Origin of the sequence: Pedobacter ginsengisoli (assembly GCF_002736205.1) — a bacterium.
In the GTDB taxonomy this organism is placed as follows: Bacteria; Bacteroidota; Bacteroidia; order Sphingobacteriales; family Sphingobacteriaceae; genus Pedobacter; species Pedobacter ginsengisoli_A.
The window spans coordinates 760798-786622 of record NZ_CP024091.1 but is presented as its reverse complement, the minus strand read 5'-3'; the positions used below and the strand labels follow the sequence as shown (position 1 = coordinate 786622).

The following is a 25825-nucleotide window of genomic DNA, read 5'->3' as shown; positions in this document are numbered from 1 at the left end:
CTACCTATCCGGTATAGATATCGTATTTAGTCATCGGTAATACTACTACCTCGTTCACAAGTTTAGCATGCTGAAAAAACATATAAGTTACACTGCTCATCAACAGGCCTGTTTCCACAACATGGAAATCGGATTCAACGATAATTTCCATAAGTTCATCGACAGTGTACTCGAAAACCTGATCAGCCGGAATATAAAAAAGAATGCAATTATTTTTTCCCTCAAAGACATACCAATTCCTTGAAGCAAAATACTTCGCCAGCAATACCGCTCTTGCCTTTACATAGGGACTGGATTCTTTGGGTTCCATCCTATGAAGTTAATTAAAAAACAAACCATCCTAAAACTCAGCGAATACCCTCCCCATTTACAGACCTGCCTAGACCAGAATAATGATTATACAGATTTCAATCCGGATTTTTTATTCCTAAACCAAGCATCCACTTTAATAGGGACCAAAGAGAAAAATACTTATTCCATAAAAGCTTTTCTGCCAACAAAAAAATAAGCAATAAGCCCAAACAACGGACAGAACAATACAATGTTCGTCCATTTACGTTTATTGCGATGAAATCTAATTGGAAACTTTGAAATCTTGGTCACCACCCATAGATCGAGAATGACTATGACAGCAAAAAAGAAGAAGATTGTCAGGTTATTTTCCATTAATTTAGTTTGTATAAATATACAATTCGGATTAAAAGAAGAAATCGACAGCGGTCACTTTATGGCTCCTGGCCAGCCCCCCCCAGCATTACCAAGTCTCTTTTAGTCCAAAACAACAAACGGGAAGGATCATTCCGACCTTTCCCCCCATCTAAATTAACGTTCTAATATGTAAATAGGGCAGAACAGTTGAAATATCTACATCTGGGGAATTCAATACGACCCTTAAACCGACCGAACCTAGCTCATTTTACAACAAGTATTCCGGAACAATTCTGGCATATTTCTTACTGAAATATCCTTTGATGGCTATTTTCGGAAATTTTAATTAACCGACTTTGGTTTTTATGTTTTTTCCCATTATTCGATTTAATAACTTCAAAAATCTCATCTTTTAAAAAATCGCTTAGGATATTCTGTTTATACCGTTTTATTGTTCTAAGCAAACTGAAAATTTTGACAACTTCTGACGAGGTATTTATTTTAAGTGTTGATTTCCAAGTAAACACCACAATAGGGATATATTTAATAGAGGGATAGTTTGATAAAGTGCTTTTTAAAGCCTTAATGTGACCGTAATTTTGTAAGATAGGGTTGTATAGCTTTTTCTTACTTTTATAAATCACCTGCGTCCAATATTGTGCACGTTCGCTACCTAAAATCCAGCCTTTATAATTCTTTGTTTCGATAACAAAAACACCAAATTTTGAAACGACAATATGATCAATTTGGGATTTGTAGCCATCACCATATAATGTAACATCATGTATTACTCTATAATTTTTCTTACTAAGGAATTTTAAAACGAAGGCAACAGCTATTTCGCCAATTATACCCTTAATTAGCGGACGAATAATTTTGATTACTAATGTCAGAAACAATAACAACCAAAGCGGCCAAAATTCTATTACCTTGTCAACCATCTGCTAATATCTAAGCGTTCAGTGTATTCACAAAATTAGTTTATTTATGGTCTATGTTGTAACATCAAATGCTCACTCTGTTAATTCCATGCGGTTTACTTTGGAAAAAGTAGTTTACAAGGGAAGTATCAGGTGGTTGAGCAAACTAATGCTTATCTTTGAGTAATAGTTAATTTGATTAACACTCTCATGAATAGATTAATAGTTGTAGGCAATGGGTTCGATTTAGCCCATGGAATGAAAACAGGTTATAATGACTTTATACTATGGTATTTAAAGAAGGCTTTCTCTGCTTATAACAAAACCGGTAGTTATATTGATGATTTAATAGAGATCAAGAGTGGTAATCTGACTTTATTTAAACGCGAATTAGGAAATCTTACTGTTTCAGAATATGTGGATAGTTTCTACCTAAGGAATGAGCTTGATATTTTGCTAAATACTCATACACGGAGTATAACTTTTGGCTGGACTAGTGACCGCAGAGAAAGGAAGCCTGAAGTGCCATTCGTCGTTAATGTCAAATCCGAGTTACTTTCTAGCATTATAAAATGCTGCTCTACTATAAACTGGGTCGAGATTGAAAATCTTTATTATGATGAATTAAAGAAAGTATTAATTGAAAAGAATCAATCAAAACAAGAAGATGTCAGGGAATTAAACCTTACAATAGAATACATAGTTGATCAGTTGAAGATTTATTTAAAAGAACTTGTTATCGGTGACAAAATAGGTTATAGAAAGATATTTACCGACAAGGTTGATATATCCGAGATTGTAGGCCAATCTGAGAACACCCTGAAGCTTAATGATTCAACTAACGAAACTTTAATTCTGAACTTCAACTATACCAAAACTGCTGAACAGTATATAGATAGAAAAGAGATGATCTATATACATGGTGAACTAGATAATTCATCTAACCCTGTCATATTTGGATTTGGAGATGAATTAGATGCTGATTATATTGCCTTAGAACTTAATAAGACCAAAGAAATATTTAATTACATCAAATCATTTTGGTATTTCAAGACATCAAACTACCATAATTTAATGCGATTTATTGAAAGCAATAAATTCCAGGCCCGAATACTTGGACATTCCTGCGGACTTTCAGATAGAACACTGCTCAATATGATATTTGAACATAAGAATTGTGTTTCTATAAAAATTTTCTATCACCAAACCCCAAATGGCGGCAATAATTATACAGAACTTACACAAGAAATATCGAGACATTTCAGAAATAAGCAACAGATGAGGATGAAAATTGTACCTTTTGATAAGTCTAGTCCTATGCCTCAGCACGAAAAAATGATCTCAAGCCAAAACCCACTAAGCATAGGAACCACAGAATAACAAGGATAATCTACCGCTCAAGTTTAGCTGACAAATACGAATTATCCCCCTGCTTTCTTTGAGAAAGCTCTGCAGAAAATAAAATTAGTTTAATAAAGAATCCACTAAAAATTTTCCTGTGGTTTAAGTGACCCAAGTTTGGTTTCCATAAACTCCTGAAAAATGTATATTTAATCCGAAAACGCTTTTACAGACTCATGAACATATCCGCTGACGCCATTACCAACAACGATACATTAGGACGTGAAAATTTCGCCCGTCAAATGGTAAACAGCCTGATCACCGCCTTTACTGGTGAACAGGAAAGTCTGGTAGTAGGTATAGCTGGCAGTTGGGGTTCCGGAAAGTCTACCTTATTGGGTTTTATTAAAGCGCACCTGGAAGCCGAGTACAAGGACAAGCCCGAAGACTTGAAAGTGGTAGAATTCAACAGTTGGGGAAATACCGCAGAAGACGATCTGGAGCGTAACTTTTTAAAAACGATCCTCAATTCCCTTCAAGATCCAACATGGGCTAAACCTGCAGAAGAAGCCGACAAAAAGCTAAAAGGATACCTGAAACACCTTCAGCGTGTGCAATTCCTGCGATACATCCACCCCATCGCAAATAATTTATTCGAGGGGCTAGATGACTATCTTAACCAACATGAGATGAGCTCGGTTGAAGAGATCAAATCTGCAGCAAATGAGCTACTCCTAAAGAATGCCGGAAAGCTTTACATCTTAATTGATGACATAGACCGGCTGACTCCAAAGGAGATCACGCAGCTCTTCAAAGTACTCAAGGTAAATCTTAACCTGAAAAACACAGTCTTCATTATCGCCTACGACAAAGAAGTGGTCATCAAAGCACTGGAAAATGAATATGGCTTTAATGGAGAGAAATATCTGGAAAAAATTATACAAGTTGATTTCACAATGCCAACGGTAGAAAGCAGCCAACTCGAGCTGCTGTTTTTCAAGCGTTTAGATGATTTACTTAAACGACTGAATTTAAGCATTGATATGAGTGACCTGAAATCCATCTGGAACCTTCATGGACTCAAGGAATTTTTCTCCTCCATACGGGACCTCAACAGGTATTTTAACAATTTGATCTTTACACTCCCCAATATCGCACAAAATGTGTACCTGCCAGATTTTTTATTATTGGAAGCTATCCGAACTTTTGATCATAAGGGCTACACGCATCTCTACAGTGGATTTTTACTCACAGCACGTAAGGGGATTTGGGAAAGCACAAACTTCAGCAATTTCATAAAAGGGTCGCAATTCAACGAAACAACAGCAGCTATGCTGAACGTACTATTTGATCGCACCTATGGACAAGACCATATCCCTGATAATCGGCGGCTAAAGGATCCGAAATATTTTGAGCGGTATTTTTCGTTATCCCTACCTGTTACTGATGTTGACGAGGCACATATTCACCAGTATTTCGCAGCCGGATCCAATAAAAAAGCCATATTGAATACCATCAACAAAAATGGAAAAATGAAATCCTTCCTGAGCAGAATTTCCAATCCAAAACTACCAATTAACCTAACAGAAAGCAGCGATAAGTACCTGGAACCCATAATACACTTCTGGAACACCACTACCACACCGATCGACAAAGATATCTATAAGGGAATTACCTCTGCATTTTATCAGATACTTAATCACTCTGAGGACAAGTTCGCAGCTGCACGTACAGCGGTCAAGCTATTAGAGATGGATCCTAAGCATACCAATCAAAATGGCACCTTCCTATTAAATGTTGCGATCAGAGATGATGCTGACAGATACCCAACCTCAAAAATGATTAATGATCAACTAACCCTAAATCCGGAATTTGAGGCTAATTTTAGCAGTTATCTCGAATCTGGTTTAGATATGGCAACCTTACTGATAAAAGAGGAAAATGGCAACTGGATAAGCAATTTCCATTTCTATGCTGCAAACCGTTACAACAAAAGCAAGTACCAATCCATTTTATCAAAAAACATAACCAAGGGTTGGTTTCTCAACTTCTTTGTAGACAGGAATTTTCTTGGAAAAGATGAAAAAGGTAATGCCGGCTTTGTAAGCCCGGATTCAGTGGCGCAATTCCTTCCGGGCGAATGGTTACAACAAGCAGTAGCTGCTATTGATGGATTACCAGATGGCTCTTTTAGCGAACAAGCACTGAGAAATCTAAGATTTTTCGCAGCTAACTGCCGACTAAAGAATACCAATAATACCATTCATGTTGAAAAAACAGAACCCACAATATTATCAGGACGCTGATTTAATTGAGGGACTAGCAAGGGAATCAGGAAAACCTTTTGATGGCCTAGAGGTTTTTTTGTACATTATTTATAATTATTTTTAGCTATGGAGAAACAGATACTTGAAGAACTGAAGGAGTTAAGGGTGGCGATTGTAAAGTTGGCTGGCACAACAGATCTTCCAAAAAATAAACAGCTTTCACCCGCTGTACTAGAAAAGGCAGCTAAAGAATTCCAAAAACTGAATCTGGAAAACGACGCATGGGTAACTGAACATGATCTTTATAAATATTTTAAGAACGCTCATTATGGGGTGGGTAAATTCATAAGGAAAGAATTCAAATTTACCAATTTTTTCATCAAAGGGAAATCACACTACTATAACAAGGCCGATATCCAAGCCTTAGCTAAAGAACTGAAAGCGAGAAACGTTAACCTAAAAAGGTATATGGAACTCAAGGCGGATAAGGAAAACTTTAACAAAAAGATAGCCTCCGCCCTATCGAATAAAAAGCAATCTAAGAACAGTCCTTATCTACTAGAAGAAGGTCTATCTGACATAAACACTTCCAATCCACCTAGACCTTCAGCTGAGATCATCAAAGAAGATTTAAAACGATTGGAAGAAGAGTTCTTTGAATATAAGCTGGAAGAGTACATCGATATCTACAAGGGCAATTATGCTATGGTCAAATTTGAATATCACTTTTCCAAATACTTAAAAAGCGAAATAAAATCACGAACTAAAAGATGGTGCGAAAATTTCAATTACGCTAATAATGCTCTTGAACTATTGATCAGCAAAAAATCCAATTTCATACCCATTAAGGAAGAAGAAAGATATCAGCTTTAATATTCGGCCCTTCTTCGGCGAACTGGTATCTTCAGTACTTCTGACTCCAAGTACATAGCCTTTTTTCTGCCCTTGACCAATTGGGGCTTGACCACCCCGTCATTGATCGCCTTTAAAAAGACGGCATTGCTAGCCCCCGTTATTTTCAATGCACCTTCTTTAGTCAATAACTGATCCTGTTGTAGCGCACTTTTGAGTTCCTCTTTAATAATCGACCTCATTTTTTCGAAAAATTCATCCACCGTAAAGGATTGTAGCAGAATAGTTTCCATTTAATTAATGATTAAAAGCTGAAGATATAAATTTCCAATAACACAATAAATCTAAACACCTATGTTCTTTGTTTGCAAATTGCGAACGAAGAACAATTAAACAATATTTTGAAGAGCTGACTTAAAACTGAGTTTAAGGCTAAACTGGTTAATCTTTTGGAGATAAAAGATTAATCAGTTCCCTAGTGGAACTACTGCAACACTAAGATACTTCAGATAGCAATAAACAAATTACCATACCCCTGAAATACGGTTAAATAGCTTCAGAATTTTCCTCCAGTCCTTGCCTCTTTCCAAAGTGATCATCCTTCCGGTTGGCGACACCATAACTTTATAAGGATATCCATCTATATTGTACTTGAACTGTATTTTGTTATCAGACATCAGTACAGGGATTTCGTAGTTATTTTTAGTCAGAAACGCTTTAACAGTTTGTTCATAATCTTTACAGGCAATACTTAAGAACGTAGCGCCTGGGTACTTACCTTCATCCAACTCTTTATTAAAAGTATTAATTTCAGGAAGTTCTGCGACACAGGGACCACACCAGGTGCCCCAGAAGTCTATGACCATCCACTTTCCCGAATAATCCTTCAGCGTCCTTTCGTTATCATTAAGGTCTTTCAATTTAAAATCCGGTGCCTTCTCCCATGAAACAATCACCTCATCACTCATTAAGGCTTTAAAGTCATTCTGAGGAAAATGTCTCAGGTACAATGATTTCATCTCTTCAAGACTTTCCGGTTCTGCACTGATATGTGCAGCAAAGGTTTTGAGTGCCTGTTTTTCATTACCGGAGCTGAACAGCATTTCCACAAAATCCTGCCGGTAGGTTTCTTTCGACTTCAGGAAATGCTTGTCATATCTTGACATCCTGCTTTTATCTGCAGGCCCGGTGGGCGAATATTGTGCCGCTAAAGACAAGTACTTGATCGCATTTACATCACCCGAGCCTTTCCTGGCCAGGTATTTCAACTGGTATGCATGGGCCAAAATACTCCTATCATCCTTTCTACCACCATATAATGTATCTACCACTACCACATGCAGTTTATCTAAGATTGCGTCCAGCAAGTGGTTTGCTTCTGCTTGCTTACCTTCATTTACCAACAGTTGATAAACCAACACTCCATACCTCCCACCCTTACCAAGCTGCATAGTCTTATTATCCATTTTCGACAATGCGTTGGCTGAGCTCAACAATTTATTCAAATCCTTTGGATTTTTATTTGCCTGAGACCAGTAGAACAAGGGATCAGCAGTTTGACGCATAGCAAGGTTCTTATCTGTATGCATCAATCGAACTACTTCCAGTCCATTGTCCCAGCTTTCTTTATTTGAGCTATAAGAACTAAGAAAATTCTGCGCCGATGTTTCATGCAGCCAACTATTGAAATCTTTAGTTTGATAAAAATAACCCGCAACTTCATAGGCAAGACGCGCATCTTTCTCGAAAAGCTGGTGGAATTTATTTATGAGGTGATGGTAGAGACCTGGCACTGAAAGATAAGCATTCGGGATAGACATCAGCAAATCACTGTACAAGGCCTCTGCCTTTGGATTCTTGCGCAGTTTCTGGAGAAGGGAGAGCTTATTTACCTGGTAAAGGGGAGTTTTTTCAAACTGAGCATCTTTTGTCTTGAAATATCGCTGCATCTTCTCCAGATTGTAGTCCTGACCACTTCCAAATGCAGCAGACCATAAGCCCGTTTTTATCGCCATGTTAAGCCAGGCCGTATCCAGATTGCTTTCTTTAGGATTCGTTTCCATTACTATTGCCAATTCCGATACCTCACGATCGTTTACAGAGCTATAGCTATATTCAAAAGACTTGTTTTTGCTAAAATCCCGTACCAAACCAGTTTTAGGATCTAAAATATAAATCCCTTTTTCTTCCACATCGCCCTCACGAACAAAACTAATTTGCAGTAGTGATTCGTTAGAAAATGAAGCTTTATTAAATTCAGGAACTTCTTTATTTACTTTCACCGCCCCACGGGGATGTCCATACAATCTTTCCATTTTATAACTGACTCCACGTTTATCCTTCCATTCTCCCGAACTACCGATTGGCTGGTCTGGAAATTGGAAAAACATATCCTGAATATAGTAACCCAGTGATTCTTTACGGCTTTCGATCTGACTCCTTATGCCCTTTTGAAGTTCCCAGTCCCTGTCCACACGTGATAAAACAGCATCGTAGCCATCAATATCCAAAAGCTTTCCTTTCGCGCTAACTGTTACTGTAAGGGGTTGCTGCAATAGCGCCAGAGGTGTTAACACACCCGAATTATTAAAGACTGTCGCTTTAGGATTATCGGTATCCAAGTCTGGACTTGCACCAGGATCGTCTTTTTCAACCGCTCTCACTAATTGACATTCGAACACATTATCACCTTTGTCATTTCTGCCCAGTGAGCGAAAAATATAGGTACGCAACTGATCATATTTGTGTCCGCCCTTTCCCACTACATGCCAAGTGTAGGCGAACTGCTGGCCGTTTGGCACATTCAACTCCTGACAAAGAGCGGAATAAGGAAAACTAAAAACAAAGAGAAGCGTTAATAATCTAGACATAAACAAGAGCATAATTACCCTAATATACAAAGATTTAGCAATATAATTATAGGATTGTTGCAAAACACACAGATCATATGTCAAGTCCCTTTAGAACCATATAAAACTACCGAGATTACTTGTTTTTCATAACCAGAAAAACTATCTTACTAATATAACTCGCGCTCATGAAAAATCTTCTTTGTATACTCAGCCTTTTGTTCCTCTTATCATGTAAACAATCTGCTGTCAGCTCAATAGGTACACCCGCGATAAAAGCAGGTACAGCCAAGCTAACGGGAAGAATAATCAATCCGGACGGTGCTCATCAGGATAGCGTACTTTTAACCATCGGCGTCCCCCATCCAATTTTGGGCGAGTATGTTAAGCAGGAAGCGCTTACCGACCGGTCAGGAAAGTTCGCTATCGATGTAGCTGTCGAAACAGACATCACGCTGATTAGCTTGTACACCAGTTTAAGGCGAAAACCCCTTTATGTTAAATTGACGAGTGCTGGTACAACCAACATTGACATTACTTACAATTCAAATTTTGAGATCAAAAATTTGGACGTCAGGCCAGCTGGCCTGTCTCAAGCAGACATGATCAACAGTATAGCGATCATAGATGAAATGTTGGATTATCATGGAGCACCTACATCTTTATACGACAAAAGCACGGATGTATTTCTGACCCATGCTAAAACTGCGGTATCGAAAAGACTGGAAATTTTAAATAATAGCCAACTCTTGTCAAAAGAAATAAAAGGCTTTCTTTCTAAGGATTTTCGGTTATTCCAATATAGCAGCTTTGTCTTTGACTACGAAAAATACATGACCATGAATTATCGAAACATCACCCGGGACACGGTTAACAAACCTGCGATCCAAAAGATTGACAAATCTTATTATCGCTTTTTAAAAGATTTTAAGCTCAATGACCCGCAATATCTGAATTGTTATTCCTTCCTTGAAGCTCAAAAAAAAATTCTTCAAAATGAAATATTAGACCTCCCTCAGATCGGAGAAACTGACATTCCCTCCTGGCTGGCAAAGGTGAAAGTTATTTTAGCGGATCTGGTCGGCTTCAGTGATGGTCCATATTATGATATTTTAGTCGCTAATGCCTATGGCAGACAGCTAAACGAAGAAATAAGACCACTATCCGAAAAGCAAAAAGAGAATATCATAAGTTATTGGAAAAAAGGAGAAATTGCGAAAATCCTGCTTAGAAAGAACAGACAGGTGGTCGAATTGGATAAATTCAAATCACCGGTCGTTGTAAATGATATTTCGTCAGTTCCAAAAGAACAGGTTATGGAAGCAATTCTTGCTAAACACAAAGGAAAAGTTGTTTTTATCGACCTCTGGGCGACCTGGTGCGGGCCTTGCCTGGATGCCATGACACAATTCAGAAGCACTAAAAACGAATTTCACGATAAGAATATTGCCTTCGTGTATTTAACCAACGGGTCGTCACCCCGAAAGCTATGGGAAGAAAAAATTAAAGGAATAGGAAGTGAGCATTATTATCTGACAGGCGATCAGTGGGAACACGTGATGAGCAAATTTGAATTCGAATATATTCCGTCCTATCTGATCTATAACAAGCAGGGCGTATTCGTCAATAAGTTTACCGCTTTCCCTGGAAATGACAAATTGAAAACGATAATTAAAGGCTTGTTGTAAAATGAAAGATATGCTGCGCTAAAGGGCGAACAAGGAATTGGCTCAAAAATGGCATTTACCTAGGAAAATGTAATCCCCAAAAATCCCATAATCTGAATATTAAGGCAACATTTAATTCCAGATGTTGTTTAATGAACCGTAATAAAGTTTGGGCACGTCTCATAAATCTTTATCACTTACTGGAACCAGTTTAAATACATATAATAACGCATTTAAAACAAAATTTATATGCAATAAAATATAAAATATTATCTAAACAATTACGATCCAAATCTTTGGAAGTTTAAAAAACCGACTATAAAGTTATCGCACGACGAGACAGAGACTTCCTTTCCCGACATTCAATGGTCATCTCCAAAGCCGCTATACAGCCATTTATGGAAAATAGCGATTTGTTACCTTTTGAAATTAAAATACGATTCGAATAATTCGTCGATTTTTAAAATAGATATCCGATCAGGTCTTCCTAGACAGACTCCTTCTTTCTCGAAATATCCTGGGGTCTTACTTGATATTCCCTGGAAGGATTAATCGCGAATGCATGAATTGAAAGAGTAAAGAGAACCAAAAGGATAGCAAGTTTTTTCATTTAGGACGGTTTTTATTTAACGCTAAATAACCTCTCCTTCCACGATGCAATTTCTCTAGTGAAACGAACATACTGACACAGCAGGAACTATCCTGTCGGGTATCACGATAATAATCGAAGTGTGCTTTCTAACTGGTGGCATATTTCGAAATCAATATCGTTTTGTTAGATGTTCAGATTCCGATCAATCTAAGTGCTCCCCGGAGCGATAATATCAAGAAGATAAGCGAGTAAAGATTTTGCTTCCATATATAGACAATAAGAATGAAAATCAAAGACCATTGACAAGGCATGAAAATATTTTTACGTTTTTTTCTGACGCATGATTTTTTCCACTTCGATCGCAAAATCATTCCAGTAATTATTTTCTGCTTCGGGCATCTTGTCAAATGCAGCATCAATAATGTTATCGTCCATGAAAAGAGCGAAATTATCCGACCAAATCCGGTCCTCCACAATAATGTCTACATCACGCTCAATACAATCTTTCAGCTGTTCGTAAGTGTATGTGCTTTCTAACCTATTCTTGTAAAACTTCTCAAACGATATTTCGTATTCTTCAAGCCTGTCGCTAATCTCATCCCAGGATTCTGGATATTCCCGGTACGATTCAATGATCATTATCTGATTTCTGGATCCGATCCAGTTTTTTATAACTGATTTATTAATAGGAAGTGGAAACTCGTGATCTCTCAGTTTCGTATCAAACTTATATTTCCGGTTAAAGATAAAACCCGGATAGTATGATAATTCATCATAATCCCCTACGTCATGTGTAAAACAATCACCGATCACAATCTTGTTTTTATAACTATTGTACTGGGCTTTACTGAAAGAAAAATAGGTGGAAAGCAGTTTCTGTGCAAACAATGGGTAATCCAGAAGCAATTGCATATTTTCATCGAAGTAACTTTCATCGGTCATCCTTCTGAAAACACGAAAATGCACTTGAGCAAAATTAACGTCAATCGTCTCGTTTAAATTCTCAGCATTGAACTTAGCCTTCCTTGTATAATTATAAGAACCGGTCAATGTAGTAAGATCATCGATCACCATAAACTTGCGATGCAGGAAGTCTGCCTTCCAGTTACGATGAATGAGGATACCGGCGTTCAAAAAATCACTCTGTGTATTTAAAAAATATTTTTTATTCACGTCATTGTCATCAACAACAACCTCTATGGTGATTTCCGGTCGCTTATTCTTTACTTGCAGCAAAGCATCCTTGATCGGAGAACTGGTAAACCAGGCGACAGCTATATATATACTGGATTGGGCTGATCGAATCCGTTCAATAATCAATGATTCTATGTTCTCAAAATACGACCGCTGTTTAGTTTCCATTGTCTGAAGATTTTGTAGCCTGGTGCGCCAGCTTATTGTCCAGATGATAATTAAAAGTGTACGCAGTGTATGCGGGAAGAATATGTTCGTAGAATATTTTTCCAACTAAACCTAGACCAACGGTGAGTACAGTCTCCGCACCTTCTCTTGATACCTTAAGTCCGCGCCCTTTATGGGTGAACATTTCGCTTCCTTTATGCGCTTGATTTAACTTCATAGTTTCCTTGGTTGTCATCCATTCAGCCTTTAATCCTTGTTCGGGGAAGAGCTCAAGGTATTTATCGATCTCCAGCATCATGTAAAAACTTACCCGTCCGAATAGTATATCGAAGATCAGCGTCTTATCGACGGGCAAAAAGAATAAAGGTTGATGAAGTGAAGTCAGGACACTCAAATAATCACATACGATGTACTGCTGGTTATGCTTTTTGGCAAGCTCCTCAAGCATCTTCGGTCCACCATTACGCATGATCCCTTTATACATCGCCAGGTGTAAACAGTCATCCACCACATCGTAAGCCCAAAAATTCCTTTTCTCCAATTGCTTCTCCAGACCATTGATCTGGTCGGTGAATCTGGGTGTACCCTCATTTGGTGAGATGATGTTTACCGTCCGGCCCTGTTTATCCTTCCCTTTGTCCGTGGACAAGATTTCCATTACTCCCGCAGCTTGCTTATATTGCGCCAAGTTGCGGTCTAACTGGGCTAATGAATGTTTATCCAGCGCTACTTCCTTAAAAACATCTTCCGGCGAATTATTCAGGTCGAGCAGTTTATTCATCACCTCCAAAATTTGCCTGCTCTTTTCTCCCTGCTTTAATTCTACAAACAGCATCTCACCGCTCTCTTTGATATGAATCAGGTCTGCTGTTTGGATAAATGCGGACAGATCGGTGATCAACGCAAAGTCATAAGGGTCACTGTTAATTTTTGCAGCAGCATTGATGGCAGATTCAATATTTGAATTTTTCAGTTTTTTCTTTCCCTTCACTCCTTGATAAAGCCTTCTATTAATATACAATTGTCCTTTAAACAATTGCCAGGCAATACAATCTATTAGGTTTCTTAAAACCGCTTCCTTAAAATCTACTCGTTTGATTTTGAGCCTTAGCCTGAAAACAAGCTCACGTTGTTTGTTGACATTTGCACTTTTCAACTCCTTTTCCAGTTGCTCTTGGTGATCTTCCAGATCGAGCATCAAGGCAACAATTTTACTTTGTGCAGTTTTAAAACCATTATGGCAACATTGCATAAAAACCTTCCTGTGCTTGATTGCCAGCTCTCTGGGGTCATCGCCTGTAAACTCGGTTTTCTGGATCGTAGTTTTAAGCCCATAATTACAGATCAGTTCGGCCAGTTCAGCAACCTGTAACTCAAACTCGTCCAGATCCAGTTTTCTTTCCAGGTGAATGGGTCGCAGCTGATCCAATTGTTCTATGGCCTCTTCAAGTGAACGGGTATTTGTTTGCCTGAGAATTTCCGCTTCATATTCAGCACTAACCCCGGTAACAATGCCATTATTTTTTGCTTTTAGTAAATACCTGATGCCATCTTTTTTATCTTCACCGGCTTCGGCCAGAATCGATTCGACAGCATGCCCCGCAAGTATGTTTGGGTGGACGTTTCCAATGTTAGATGCGATTGAAGTGTAAACTACTTCCCTAACCCCATGAAATTCAATTAGCACTTTCACGACTACCGTATTTGGTCCCGGCTTTTTAGGTTCTTTGTATTTTCTAGCAAGATCGGTGGACCTGATCTCCCTTCTCCATAACATAGATTTCGCCAGGTCTATGTTTACGTCATTGTTTAAAACCAGTATAACAGCGTTAACGGCAGCCCCGCCTTTTTCCACAGGAATAAGTGTTGGCGCGTTATCCCTAGTACTACTGATCCTACCGAACTCCACATTAAATGGAGTAACACAGGGAATTCTGTCGACAATCATTTTTTTAAGTTCGTTACCGGGATCGTCAATTAACGACCCATAGGCGAGTATACCGAGGTTCATGGAGTAGGTTTGAGTGCATTTGATTAGATTTATGAATATAGCTTAATAATTCCGTTCTACAAATTTCACCCCCCATCATACATCGTTCGGGCAGATTCGGCCGCATCAGTAATGTCTTCCATACTATCCGGCTCTAAAGGATTTGACCGGTGATAGATCTCATCCAGACAGATCACAAAGAATTTGGGTTTCACTTTGTAATTCCTGTAGTACTTCAGCAATTTGTTATATGTGAGTTTAGATAGGTCATCGAACTTGAAATCATACAAAAACATACTGAAGCCCTTACGCAAGTGCTGTTCAATAATGTGCCGTATCACAAAATAAGATTTACCTGCACCCGGCGTACCCGCAATCAGCATCCCCCGGAACGGATTAATGACATTGATCCAGCTGTCCCTGACTTTACCTTTATAGTTGTACTTTGCGGGCAGGTTGACGGAATACTCATTTTCCAGCAGCCGTTCTTCCTGCGGAAAAGTTTCGTTGTTGCGGTTAAAAATATCTTTGTTTAAGTTTAACCGGATTAACCTAGACAATCGTGTTCCCCCAGCAAGCATCAGCAGGTAACCGGTAGCAGTTAACCCAATATAGAGACCAGCCACCATGCTGATCGCTACATGCAGGTAAAACACCAAAAAAGATAACCCATAAACCATTAGCCCACATAACAGGTAAGCGACGATGCTTTTCCATTTTGACTTTTCATCCTTTTTGCCGCTGGCACCGATTAGGGAAATGAGCAGGCAAACTAGTGCCGCTAGTTTAGGTTTAAACAGCCCGACAAATATTTCCAGTCTTGCAAGGTTTTTGCATAAACGTTCCATGAGCTGACTCGTGAGTCCCCATTCCACAAATGCCTGGTAGCAGCTCAGGTATAGGTGTATTGTCAGTATCGCCATACTGATCATTCTGGTAAGATCCAGTATTTTTCTTAGTCCCTGTTTGTCTTCTCCGGTCTCCATAGTCTATATTTATAAATTGAGTTCCTGGGTAATGCGTTGTTTTTTCTTGCGTTTTTTTCTGCGTTTAGGGATTTTGATACCACTTTCCGCTGAAGTTTTGGCCAGTACCAGTTCAATTAGCTTTGGTGTTTTGGGGAGGATGAATACAGATTCACCCCGTTGGTATTTAATCATTCTAGTTGACTTACCAGTCTTCAGTTCGGTTTTGTGCTCCGGTTTTAGACCAATGTCTTTTGCCGTAAACCTACCGGTAATTGCCTTCGCACTATGCGCTTTACCTAGGTCGCTACCATTAAATACCACCTTGTTTATGTGGTCTACGAAAGTGATCCCGAAGATTGGACCTGCTGCATTCTCCCTGTAACTAACTTCTATGCCCAGTTCCTTAGCCCCTTCTTCGAATGCTTTCTTGCTGATGCCAGCCCTATTTCCTATTATTTTATCGATTCGCACTTTCAAGTCATCCTTAAAGCCTTTACGCTTTTCAACATTGGCTTCAAATTTCTTTTCCAAGTTTCGCAAAGTTGGTTTGCTGTAAAAGGCACTGGACTTGATCGGTACACCAACCTGGTTACCCTTTTTATCCAGCATAGAAAACATCAGCCCTTTCTTTTCAAACATGGCAGTATGTTCCGCTCCGCGAAAAGCCACTACATTAAAGCATTTCAGAATGGCATTGTATTCGGCCAGTGAAGTAAACTTATAATCCCTGGTTACAGCGGTTACTACATTACTGATTGCCCTTTTGGTTGGTAACGTTCCATAGTAGGCCTTCTCCAGATCGGCAGGTTTAATCCCGGCTTCCTGTTTGGCTTGTTTACTTTCTGCTTTTACCAGTCCGTATTCGATTTCAATCTCTTTCCTGGCCAGTTCAGATAACCGCTTTCCGATATCATGAAGATCTATCCGTACCCCATTTGCGGTAATATTGGTCGTGGTGATGTGCAGGTGCTGATGCGCTGCATCATCATGACGGTAAACCAAAAAGGGCTGATCACCAAAACCGATACTTTCCATATAGCGATTAGCAATCTGCTGCAACTTTAAATTATCCAGTTTTTCACTGCTGTGAAAGTTCAAGGAAATATGAACCGCATTGGTTTTCACGTTCGGTTTCAATTCGGTCAGGTGCTGGAACCTTTGCAGTTTCTGGTTAAAATTCAGTTGGTCAATGTCAACCGCAAAACCACTGGACAGGATCAAACAGGCCTCTCCTGCAGTCACCTTATTTTCATTATAATGCAGCATTCCCCTGATGCTTTTGCCCGTTGTTATTTTTGCAACCATCGTTCAGCGAGCTGGGAAATCAGTATGAGCAAACGATCGACTTTTTCCTCCACTTTTTTATAGCGATCTGCAACTTTCAATACGTAAAATGCCCGATGGCTTTCAACCTTGTCCTGATTGAAAGAACGCGTGATCTGGTTGATGTTAATCCCGATCGCTTTAAGTTCTTTCCTGATCTGGGCCAACTCTTCCATCACCGGATTCAGCGTTACATCTTTGTAAAAACACTTGATAGATTTATTTGACAGGATCTTACGGGCGACTTCTCCGATAGTGCCACAGTCGCTTTCCTTTCGCTTGTTTTCCAAACGGTCAAATACCGTCTTCGTCACCCTGATAATGATCGGATGGGTCAGTACCTGCTCCTGGTTTTTCGCTTTTTTCCTCGGCATTTAAGTGATATTTACCCACGTTCAGGATTTGCGAGTTCCGAAGCAAAACCCCTGGCCTTAAGGACAGCAAAGAGGTTTTCGTATACGAAAATACATCTTTGCTTTGCACACGCGTGCAACAACGAAGCTTCTTCAGAAAGTGCTTTTCTGAACGTAATTGTTGATTGAAGAAGGTTTGTGAAAAGTTTAATGATTAGTCAACATGCCGTCCCCCAAGTACCGAGTCACCGAAATATTAATTCTCAGTGGTCGACGGATTTTAATTCGAAGTGCTAGTTTTACTCTTTTAAACTTCAAGTGCGGCACAAAATTGTAGCACTTCTCTTTGCCTTTGAGGTATTGATTACTATACTTGCTCATAGTCACCATATTTTGTTTCAGCCAAAAATGAACAGTATGACTTAGGAGAAATCCCACATGGGAAAAGTTTGGGCTGGCAGCTCCCAACACCAACAGAAGCGGTTTTTCATGAGAATCTAGTATATTTACCTAAACCTCTTAAAAAACCAAATATCTAAATGGCCCAAAAAATCTATTTATCGACATACAAATTAAGTGTATTTGAAGAAAAAGCTGAAGTTCTATTGAGCAAATTCAATGCGAATGAAGATTTTTTTGATTTTTTCAATGACTTCATGACTGATATTTATACAAATATCAAAAAGACACATTCTTTTAAGGATCGAACTGTCTTACATCTTACCCTAGACGAACCAGTAACATCTGACAAATCCAAAAGAGTTTTTTATGGGTATATTTCAAGTGGTATCGGCGGTGACAAATTCAAAGTGCGAGCTGAAGGGGAGACAACAACCGCATTTGAAGCTGATCCCAACAAACATGTCACTTTCCGGAATCTTTTCTTCTATCTCCAATTGCCTAGAGACAAGAACTATGGATACCTGATCATACAGAAAAAACGAGATTTAGGGGCAAAGGGGCTCATAGAAAAAGCATTGAACTTATATCTGAAGGAAAGAGGCTACCTCAAATACTCAGCTACAATCAATAATTTGTTGAACGGGAGAGTCTTTGACCGCATGATGACCGAGGGTAGCCTCAAAAATATTGATTTTATTAGAAAGACCATTCCCAGTACGATTGAGGACTTGTACTCAAAAGGATTAAAAAAGGAAAGAGGAACATTAACGACTTCAGTCCGAGCGCCTTCCTTGGGGAAATACTGGAAAGATCTGGTAAAGGAACTCTATCATAAAAACTACAAAAAGGATAGCCTAATTGAACTAGAAGGGCTTGACAAGCTAGATGAAGTAGAATTTGAGTTAGAACTAAATGGCAAGAAAAAAACGTTTCATGTTTTTGCCAAGAGCCGCACGCAACCGGATGTGGAAATTTCAGACGACTTAGATATCGTCAACAATGAACCAACAGTAGAGTCATTAGTGAGAGTATCGGAAAGTTTAATCACAGATATGCTAACTTTGAAGCCAAATGTTTCAGCGCATTAATTTCATTAAAATCATCTGTGATCACCTCGATACTTTAAAGAGGATAGACACCACACCCCGGCGGAGATCCATTGGGGACTTACTCCTATTTTTCATTATTCCACTGGGAGCTAGTGTTGCACTTGCTTATTTTAAGATCAGTGTAGACGATCACATCACCGATTTAATTACGGCTGTATCTATTATTGGTGGCTTCCTGTTCAATTTGCTGGCTATTATTTATGGCTTAATGGACAAATTAACGTTAGATGTCGAGAATCAACTTCCTGAATCTGATTCAGGAGAGCTAAAGAAAATATTCATCAAAGAAGTGCACGTCAATATTTCCTTCAATATCCTGATCTCTCTATTTCTACTCATCTGTTTGTTGGGCTACTCATACATGCCGAAAGTTTATTGCCATCAATTTATGATCTACTTGAATCAGGCGGTAACTGCACTAATTTATTTTCTATTATTCATTTTCTTTTTGACGATGCTTATGATATTAAATAGAATCTATATTCTACTGAAAAAAAACGACGCTCCCACTTAAATCAAACTATGGAACTACTATCAAATGTATGGCAGAAACTGGTGAATACATGGTGCATCGTTGATGGAAAATATGGTTTAACAATACCATATCTCATTGAGGCAGAACGCAGGTTCGCTAATCGGGATGAATTTGACATCAGCGAGCTTCTTAAAGAGGCAAGTGAATCTGACCATATATATATTATAAGTTATTGTTCGGATCTTGAAGAATATATTATTGGCCTTCACAAAACAGAATATCCCGAAGTTCATTCACTTAAAAAATTTGGTACATTAGCCATGAATGACAATAGGCTGGAAAAATTAGATACTCTATCTGACCTTCACGATATTTTAGATAACATGTATCGGAAAAAAATCGACAGAAAATTGGTATCTAAAAATTACTACACCAAACTATGGTCAGATTTCGACGAGGACGATAAGAATGATATCAAAAGAGCATTAAATTAAAGTTCAACTTTCAGAACTATATCAATCCCTCATCACCAAATGAATAAAAACCATCTCTGGTAATTATCAAATGATCAATCACCATTAAGTCCAGAAACTTACCCGCCTCAACCATCCTTTTGGTTAAATTCGCATCAGCCTGACTTGGCTTCAAGTTTTCTGAAGGATGGTTGTGCGCCAAAATTATAGACACAGCCTGCGCTTTCAAAGCAATGCTGAAAATAATCTTGGGATCTGCTATTGTCGCAACCTTACCACCAGTTGATATCAGTGATATTCCTATCACCCTTCCGGCAGAGTTAAGCATTAACACATAAAACTGTTCCTGGAAATGAATCTTCTGCATATCCCAATTGTTTATCAGTACCTTATAAGCTTCCCGCGAACTGGTGACTCTCGGGCGTTCTGATGCCTTAAACTTTGGTTGGTAAGAAACACTAATCTCTGAAACCTGGAACAATGGATTTAAATGTTGCGCTTTCATCATCTTTAATTTTTAATGGAAAATTTGATTAATTGCGCGCACCCTAGCCGATGACTGAGCAAGCAAAAAATGCAGCGGAATAAATGGGATGGAGCGGAAGCCGGTGGGTTTATGCCGAACAATTTTTGCGCCCCGAAAGTCAGGTGGCTACCTTGGTGCAGGATTAATAAAACCCCAACTAAGAAGAACCTGATCAACAATCAGAAAAGTACCCCCAATTTTTAAAATCCCATATGGGATTTAGAATAATCCGGCAACCAATCCATTTTTCCCACATGGGAAAACGCGAAACAGCCTTTCAGGATATTTGTGAGTTACTCCAAATGCCCATGTATCGAATCCCCGGAAAAAGCGAAAAATCAGCCCAAAAGAATGCCATTCGAATACTTAATGAACATGAACTCACCATCAATAACGAAAAAGCCGGGCTCATCATGGAGACAATACCAATGACACCTATTCTCCCATATGACCCTCTATTGGTTCAAAATGCTAACTATTGCAGATAAAAAGAAGCATGAAATCAAATAAGATCAAAACACAAGCCGAACAAAAAGAAAGCAACCACACAACTGAAAGCACTCCATCACGGCATGCGGAGGTGACAGAAAAAGCTTCGAAATGCAGTGAAAGTTTACTAAATTTATTAGCCGAAATCATTACGGAGAACATCGTTAGAAAGATCAGAAATGGATGCAATAGGATATATAAGGATCAGTAAAAAAGACCAATCAACACATTCACTCGAATATCAGGAAAAAAATATACGTGATTATGCCGACCGGAACCAGATTACTCTCGGTCCGTTATTCATTGATGATGGAGAAAGCAGTTACACTTTTGACCGTCCCGACTACAAAGCACTCGAAAACTTCATTAAAAACCACAAGGGAAAAAGTAAGATCAAATACCTAGTTGTTTTTGACCATGACCGATTCAGTCGTAACTTGCCCGAGGCACTACAAAAAATAGAGTCCCTGGAAAAGAAATACAGCATTAAGGTAATCGCGACAAGTGAGCCACTGGACATTGACACAGCCGACCCCTCCGTCTTCCTATTAAGAGCATTTAAATACCTTATCGCGAACCAAGAATTATTAACCATACGTCGGAGGGCAAAAGAAGGTGCAAGACACGCACAGGAGTCAGGAAGGTACTTAAGCAGAGCTCCTTTTGGTTATACAAATGGGACGCAAGCCGGAGGAAAGAGAATTATAGAAATTGATGAATCGACGGCATTTGTGATCAGGAAGATCTTTAGGGATTACCTTTCTGGAATCCAGCCTTTCCTCATTCATTCTGAAGTTAAAAAACTTGGATTTCCGCTCAGCGGAAATAGTGCAATTTTCCGGGTTTTGAATAATCCGTTGTACGCAGGCCTGGTAAGAGTATGCGCCAATGGCAAATACCCTGAAAAACTTGTTCCAGGCATGCATAAGCCAATTGTATCAGAATCACAGTATTTCCGTGCGTTAGAAATGATAGAGAACGGTAAAAGATCCATGAATTCTAAACCTAAGGAGGAATTTCCTTTGAAGGGCATTTTACAAAGTCCTTGTTGCAATACCAATATGACAGCTGGTTGGAGCAAGGGTAAAAATAAATATTATATGTACTACCGCTGCATTAAGCATACTAACATCAATATTTCAGGAACATTGGTTCATCAAAAATTCCAGGAATTACTGAAATACATCAGCTTCAGTCCAGAATTTCTTGACAAGCTCATAGAAAGGATTACCAGCTTAGCAAAGACTACCCTCGAGGTAAGGGATCAAAGGCATAAAATTTTAGCGACAAAACTTGCGGCTATTGAAACAAAAATTGAAAATATTGAAAATAAACTTTTCGATGGAGTGATCAATGATACGACATATAAGAAAGGAATGAAAAAATTTGCGGCTGAAAAAGCGCAATTGAAAGATGAGTTTAATTTCCTGGAAACCATGGAAGGACATTTACATCAGGAATTGCTTGTTTTACCCTATATGTTGAATTTACCTCAGATTTTTGAGGATTCTACAATCGGACAGCAACATGCTATTATTAAGCAGGTGTTCAAACAGGGTCTCACATTCAAAGAGGGGTCATTTAGAACACCCTGGATCAATCCAGAATTCGAATCTAACTTATTGATACTCAAAGAAAAAGGGCTGCTCTTTTTGGAGCAACCCTCTGATAAAATTTGTGGAATCCCACTTGGCGGAGGAAGAGGGATTCGAACCCTCGGTACCGTTGCCAGTACGACAGTTTAGCAAACTGTTCCTTTCGGCCACTCAGGCATCCCTCCGTATCTCGAAATCTCCCTTTCGAGGTTGCAAATATAGCAATTCATTAATATTTGCAAAAGAAATTTTATAGAGTTTGTTGATAATCTATGCGAACATGATAGATACTCATAAGCATTGTCTTGAATATCAGCTTTATAGTTTCCAGATCTTTTAATGTAATATCGCAATTATCCAGTTGATTTTGTTCAAGCTTATAGTCTATTATGCGTTCAACAAGGTCATTTATGCTCTGAGCATCCGGATTTTTCAAACTTCTTGAAGCAGCTTCAACAGAATCTGCCAACATTAACACGCCCGTTTCTTTAGAAAAAGGTATAGGCCCGGGGTAACGGAAAATGTTCTCATCAACAAACTTTTCAGGAGAATTCTTTAAAAACGACTGATAAAAATAATCTACCCTGGTATTCCCATGGTGAGTTCTTATAAAGTCTATTACACTTTCCGGTAATTGATGCCTGCGTGTAATCTCAATACCCTTATGCACATGTTTAATAATGATCTGAGCACTTTGCTCATATGGTAGCTTATCATGCGGACTAACTCCCGTATTCTGGTTCTCAATAAAATACTGGGGGTTCTCAATCTTACCAATATCATGGTACAATGCCCCTGCACGGACAAGCAGCGAGTTCCCTCCTATTTTAAATATTGCAGCTTCGGCAAGGTTTGCTACCTGCAAAGAATGCTGAAATGTACCCGGCGCTTTAAAAGCCAACTCTCTTAATAACTTATTGTTGGTATTAGTGAGCTCTATCAACGCAACATCAGATGTAATTCCAAATACCCGTTCAAAGGCATAAATCAAAGGATAAGCAAGCAGAGATAATAAAACACTAACAATAAATGGAACAAAATTGATCCACTCAATCTGGCCAATAGCACCCTCTCTTAGCAGGGCAATACCTACAAAAGAGATAAAATATGCCGACAGAATAAATAAAGCCGATAATAGCAACTGCTCCCTTTTTACCAGATTCCTAATACTGTAAATCGCCACCATACCTGCAGTAGTTTGATAAAAAACAAACTCAAAACTATTTGGCACAAAGAAACCAGCTATCAGAATCACTAATAAGTGCAAGTATAAAGCCAACCTGGTATCAAATAATATCCTTATAATTATTGGAACGATACAAAATGGGATGTAATACAAACTAGGCAGATTAAGCTTAATAGCCCATGATAAAGCCAAAAGCATACTTGTTGTTACAAGTAATATTAATGAAAGCTGGCGATTATCAGCAAAAATATCCTTCCGAAACAAATGCAAAAAAACCATTAATAAGCAAACATTAAAGCCAACAAGCAGGATCTGGCCAAAGTAAACCAAGCTGCTATCTCCAATGGTTTTAGATTGGGCTTCATATATTTCCTTAAACGACTGTAATTTTTGATAAATTTCATCATCAATCACATTATTCTTAGCTATAATCAACTCGCCCTTCTGAACCATGCCTCTTGTTGTAGAGAGACTATTTATTGCATTGTCTTGTACAATAGCCGTTAATTTCTCATTAAAAATAATATTAGGCTGTAAATGATCCTCAACAAGATTAACAACCATTTCCTTTTCTTTCAGATTTACTGACTGAAATTTATCTCTGAAATAATCAAGAGCACTTTGTACAGTATATACATCCTGACTACTAATCGCCTTACTTATGTTATTGTCCAGCAAAGACAAATCATAATTCTTGCTACCTTTCTGGTGTTTTGCATTAATTGCAATAATCCCTTTCTCGTAAATCGATTTCAACAACTTAAATGAAGCTTGTTTGTACTGTTCCTTATCATTTTCAGGAAGTGCGTTACTTCTCCATTTTACATCAAACTCATTTAAATAAGCCTCCTCTACATCATTAATCAGATACTTGTTAATTGTATAAATGGGCAATACATTATTTAAAGCATCTTTTTTATCAGTATCTACTTGCGGGTTTGTCTTTAATATCGCAAAATTAAAAGGAGATATCAGATCCTTGTTTTTCCAGATCTCACCCTTTTCAAATTCGTACCTGAAACGTGGCTGTTTTGGTAAAAAAGCAGTTATTATCAATACAGAAAGTACCATCATAATATACTTGATGTTTGATGAATACTTACGGTAAAGCACCCTGTGAGAATTCTTTTTGATTTTTGCCAAAGCTGTGTATGTTGAATTTTATTCAAAAATAACATTAATTTTCATTTGAATGCGTGTTTTATTGGCTTTAAAGCAGCAACAGGTTTTGAGTGACAGCCGCTTATCTTCAAAAATCAAACCTGTTGTGGATACTTAAGCTATTGTTTTAATCAAATATTATTGCGTAATTTATGATATCAAATTAATATCATTATGTATCAGGAAAAAATTATTACACCGCCATCAGGCATTCGAATGATTGCCGTATTTTTTGCGCTTATATTATTGTGCGGATTATTAGCTATGGCAACTCAAAGCTTCTTAGTTCTGGAAATTATTTTAATTGCTTGTGGTATTTTAATTTTACCCGGCTTTATTATCAACAACCCTAATGAGGCAAAAGTACTCACCCTTTTTGGCCAGTATGTAGGCACGGTTAAAACCGATGGTTTTTTTTGGGTTAATCCATTAACAATTAAAAGAAAGGTATCCCTAAAAGCAAGAAATCTGAACGGGCACCAGATTAAGGTAAACGATAAGCTGGGTAACCCAATTGAAATTGCAGCTGTTGTAGTTTGGCAAATAAAAGAAACCGCAAAAGCAACATTTGCGGTCGAAGATTACCTGCAATATGTAAGCATTCAAAGTGAAGCTGCCGTTAGGCATTTGGCTAACATTTTTCCGTACGACAATTTTGAGGATGAAGAAGCAACAATTACCTTAAAAGATGGCGCAGAAAAAGTAAGTTCACTACTTGAAGCTGAATTAAGCGAAAGATTATCACGTGCAGGGATAGAAGTGGTAGAAGCGCGAATTTCCCACCTTGCCTATGCACAGGAAATTGCCAGCGCAATGTTACAGCGCCAACAAGCCACAGCAGTAATTGCCGCCAGAAAGCTCATTGTTGAGGGTGCTGTAGGAATGGTTGAAATGGCATTAGATAGGCTTTCTGAAAAAAATATCGTAGAATTGGATGAAGAACGCAAAGCAGCCATGGTTAGTAATCTACTGGTAGTGCTATGTGGCGATCGTAATGTTCAACCCGTTGTAAATACAGGAACATTATATAATTAACATTAACTATGTCTGAAAAAGATAAAAAAGCTTTTGTTCTCAGAATAAATACTGATTTGCTTAAAGAGATTGAGAAATGGGCTGCAGATGAATTTAGGAGCACCAACGGACAAATAGAATTTTTGCTCAATCAGGCCGTAAAATCTAGTAGAAGAAAACGGTTAAACAAAAATAATACAGACCTATAATGTTAAAAACGATCAGTTTTAACCTCTTAATGACAGTAATTATATAACTTTGCT

22 protein-coding genes, 1 tRNA gene and 1 pseudogene are annotated in these 25825 nt (G+C 38.4%); 12 read left to right on the top strand and 12 right to left on the bottom strand.

The genetic code is table 11. From position 1 onward, the window contains the following. Window positions 1–4: 4 nt before the first annotated feature. Both CPT03_RS03265 and CPT03_RS03255 read right to left on the bottom strand, forming a co-directional pair. Entirely contained in the window at window positions 5–310 is a 306-nt protein-coding gene (locus CPT03_RS03265; protein WP_099437499.1) for a hypothetical protein, read from the bottom strand. Between the two features lie 643 nt (window positions 311–953). Beyond that, window positions 954–1589: a nuclease-related domain-containing protein gene (locus CPT03_RS03255; RefSeq protein ID WP_099437497.1), complete on the bottom strand. Its 636-nt coding sequence runs from the start codon at window positions 1587–1589 to the stop codon at window positions 954–956. Between the two features lie 189 nt (window positions 1590–1778). On the opposite strand from CPT03_RS03255, the gene CPT03_RS03250 reads away from it, so the two are divergent. From CPT03_RS03250 to CPT03_RS03240, 3 genes are all read left to right on the top strand, one after another. Further along, the gene (locus tag CPT03_RS03250) at window positions 1779–2948 is read left to right on the top strand and encodes an AbiH family protein (protein ID WP_099437496.1); all 1170 of its coding nucleotides are present in this window, start codon (window positions 1779–1781) and stop codon (window positions 2946–2948) included. A 197-nt stretch (window positions 2949–3145) separates the two neighbouring features. After that, complete coding sequence (locus CPT03_RS03245) at window positions 3146–5215, top strand: P-loop NTPase fold protein (RefSeq protein ID WP_099437495.1); 2070 nt, start codon at window positions 3146–3148, stop codon at window positions 5213–5215. Window positions 5216–5302: 87 nt separating this feature from the next. Next, a complete protein-coding gene (locus tag CPT03_RS03240) occupies window positions 5303–6049 on the top strand; it encodes a hypothetical protein (RefSeq protein WP_099437494.1) in 747 nt (248 codons plus the stop codon). Here CPT03_RS03240 and CPT03_RS03235 read toward each other — a convergent pair. Together CPT03_RS03235 and CPT03_RS03230 are read right to left on the bottom strand one after the other, a co-directional pair. Then, window positions 6046–6321: a hypothetical protein gene (locus tag CPT03_RS03235; RefSeq protein WP_099437493.1), complete on the bottom strand. Its 276-nt coding sequence runs from the start codon at window positions 6319–6321 to the stop codon at window positions 6046–6048. The genes CPT03_RS03240 and CPT03_RS03235 overlap by 4 nt on opposite strands. A 231-nt stretch (window positions 6322–6552) precedes the next feature. Beyond that, window positions 6553–8898: a redoxin domain-containing protein gene (locus tag CPT03_RS03230; RefSeq protein WP_157766333.1), complete on the bottom strand. Its 2346-nt coding sequence runs from the start codon at window positions 8896–8898 to the stop codon at window positions 6553–6555. Between the two features lie 167 nt (window positions 8899–9065). On the opposite strand from CPT03_RS03230, the gene CPT03_RS03225 reads away from it, so the two are divergent. After that, complete coding sequence (locus CPT03_RS03225; RefSeq protein ID WP_099437491.1) at window positions 9066–10565, top strand: TlpA family protein disulfide reductase; 1500 nt, start codon at window positions 9066–9068, stop codon at window positions 10563–10565. 892 nt (window positions 10566–11457) lie between these two features. Here CPT03_RS03225 and CPT03_RS03220 read toward each other — a convergent pair. The 5 genes from CPT03_RS03220 to mobC all read right to left on the bottom strand — a co-directional run bounded on the left by CPT03_RS03220 (window position 11458) and on the right by mobC (window position 17153). Further along, a complete protein-coding gene (locus CPT03_RS03220) occupies window positions 11458–12498 on the bottom strand; it encodes a phospholipase D-like domain-containing protein (RefSeq protein WP_099437490.1) in 1041 nt (346 codons plus the stop codon). Beyond that, window positions 12488–14509, bottom strand: a complete 2022-nt coding sequence (locus tag CPT03_RS03215) for a hypothetical protein (protein ID WP_099437489.1) — start codon at window positions 14507–14509, stop codon at window positions 12488–12490. Before CPT03_RS03215 ends, CPT03_RS03220 begins: the two co-directional genes overlap by 11 nt. A gap of 65 nt (window positions 14510–14574) precedes the next feature. Continuing rightward, window positions 14575–15474 (bottom strand): YWFCY domain-containing protein, encoded by a 900-nt coding sequence (locus CPT03_RS03210; protein ID WP_099437488.1) that lies wholly within the window; start codon window positions 15472–15474, stop codon window positions 14575–14577. Between the two features lie 9 nt (window positions 15475–15483). Continuing rightward, a complete protein-coding gene (locus CPT03_RS03205) occupies window positions 15484–16761 on the bottom strand; it encodes a relaxase/mobilization nuclease domain-containing protein (protein ID WP_099437487.1) in 1278 nt (425 codons plus the stop codon). After that, entirely contained in the window at window positions 16746–17153 is a 408-nt protein-coding gene (gene mobC / locus CPT03_RS03200; protein WP_099437486.1) for a plasmid mobilization relaxosome protein MobC, read from the bottom strand. The genes CPT03_RS03205 and mobC overlap by 16 nt, the downstream gene beginning before the upstream one ends. 518 nt (window positions 17154–17671) lie before the next feature. Between mobC and CPT03_RS03195 the strand changes: the two genes are divergently transcribed. The 3 genes from CPT03_RS03195 to CPT03_RS03185 are packed head-to-tail and all read left to right on the top strand — an operon-like array spanning window position 17672 to window position 19612. Next, window positions 17672–18622, top strand: coding sequence for a hypothetical protein (locus tag CPT03_RS03195; RefSeq protein WP_099437485.1), 951 nt, complete (start codon window positions 17672–17674; stop codon window positions 18620–18622). Further along, complete coding sequence (locus CPT03_RS03190; protein ID WP_099437484.1) at window positions 18606–19157, top strand: hypothetical protein; 552 nt, start codon at window positions 18606–18608, stop codon at window positions 19155–19157. Before CPT03_RS03195 ends, CPT03_RS03190 begins: the two co-directional genes overlap by 17 nt. An 8-nt stretch (window positions 19158–19165) precedes the next feature. Next, complete coding sequence (locus CPT03_RS03185) at window positions 19166–19612, top strand: hypothetical protein (protein WP_099437483.1); 447 nt, start codon at window positions 19166–19168, stop codon at window positions 19610–19612. Between the two features lie 16 nt (window positions 19613–19628). On the opposite strand, the gene CPT03_RS03180 is transcribed toward CPT03_RS03185, so the two are convergent. After that, the gene (locus CPT03_RS03180; RefSeq protein WP_216641595.1) at window positions 19629–20099 is read right to left on the bottom strand and encodes a RadC family protein; all 471 of its coding nucleotides are present in this window, start codon (window positions 20097–20099) and stop codon (window positions 19629–19631) included. Window positions 20100–20371: 272 nt separating this feature from the next. Here CPT03_RS03180 and CPT03_RS03175 point away from each other — a divergent pair, with 272 nt between their 5' ends. The 3 genes and pseudogenes from CPT03_RS03175 to CPT03_RS23325 form a co-directional block, all read left to right on the top strand. Then, window positions 20372–20605, top strand: a complete 234-nt coding sequence (locus CPT03_RS03175) for a hypothetical protein (protein WP_099437481.1) — start codon at window positions 20372–20374, stop codon at window positions 20603–20605. An 8-nt stretch (window positions 20606–20613) separates the two neighbouring features. Then, on the top strand, window positions 20614–20817 hold the full coding sequence (locus CPT03_RS03170) for a hypothetical protein (protein WP_099437480.1): 204 nt from the start codon (window positions 20614–20616) through the stop codon (window positions 20815–20817). After that, a pseudogene (locus CPT03_RS23325) lies at window positions 20786–21523 on the top strand (recombinase family protein); the annotation flags it as partial. The gene CPT03_RS03170 and the pseudogene CPT03_RS23325, both read left to right, overlap by 32 nt. 773 nt (window positions 21524–22296) lie before the next feature. Here CPT03_RS23325 and CPT03_RS03155 read toward each other — a convergent pair. Together CPT03_RS03155 and CPT03_RS03150 are read right to left on the bottom strand one after the other, a co-directional pair. Then, window positions 22297–22386: transfer RNA gene (locus tag CPT03_RS03155), tRNA-Ser, on the bottom strand. A gap of 65 nt (window positions 22387–22451) precedes the next feature. Continuing rightward, window positions 22452–24530 (bottom strand): HD family phosphohydrolase, encoded by a 2079-nt coding sequence (locus tag CPT03_RS03150; protein ID WP_172954129.1) that lies wholly within the window; start codon window positions 24528–24530, stop codon window positions 22452–22454. A gap of 192 nt (window positions 24531–24722) precedes the next feature. Between CPT03_RS03150 and CPT03_RS03145 the strand changes: the two genes are divergently transcribed. Both CPT03_RS03145 and CPT03_RS03140 read left to right on the top strand, forming a co-directional pair. Continuing rightward, a complete protein-coding gene (locus CPT03_RS03145; protein ID WP_099437478.1) occupies window positions 24723–25583 on the top strand; it encodes an SPFH domain-containing protein in 861 nt (286 codons plus the stop codon). 8 nt (window positions 25584–25591) lie between these two features. After that, complete coding sequence (locus tag CPT03_RS03140; RefSeq protein ID WP_099437477.1) at window positions 25592–25771, top strand: ribbon-helix-helix domain-containing protein; 180 nt, start codon at window positions 25592–25594, stop codon at window positions 25769–25771. Window positions 25772–25825: the final 54 nt, after the last annotated feature.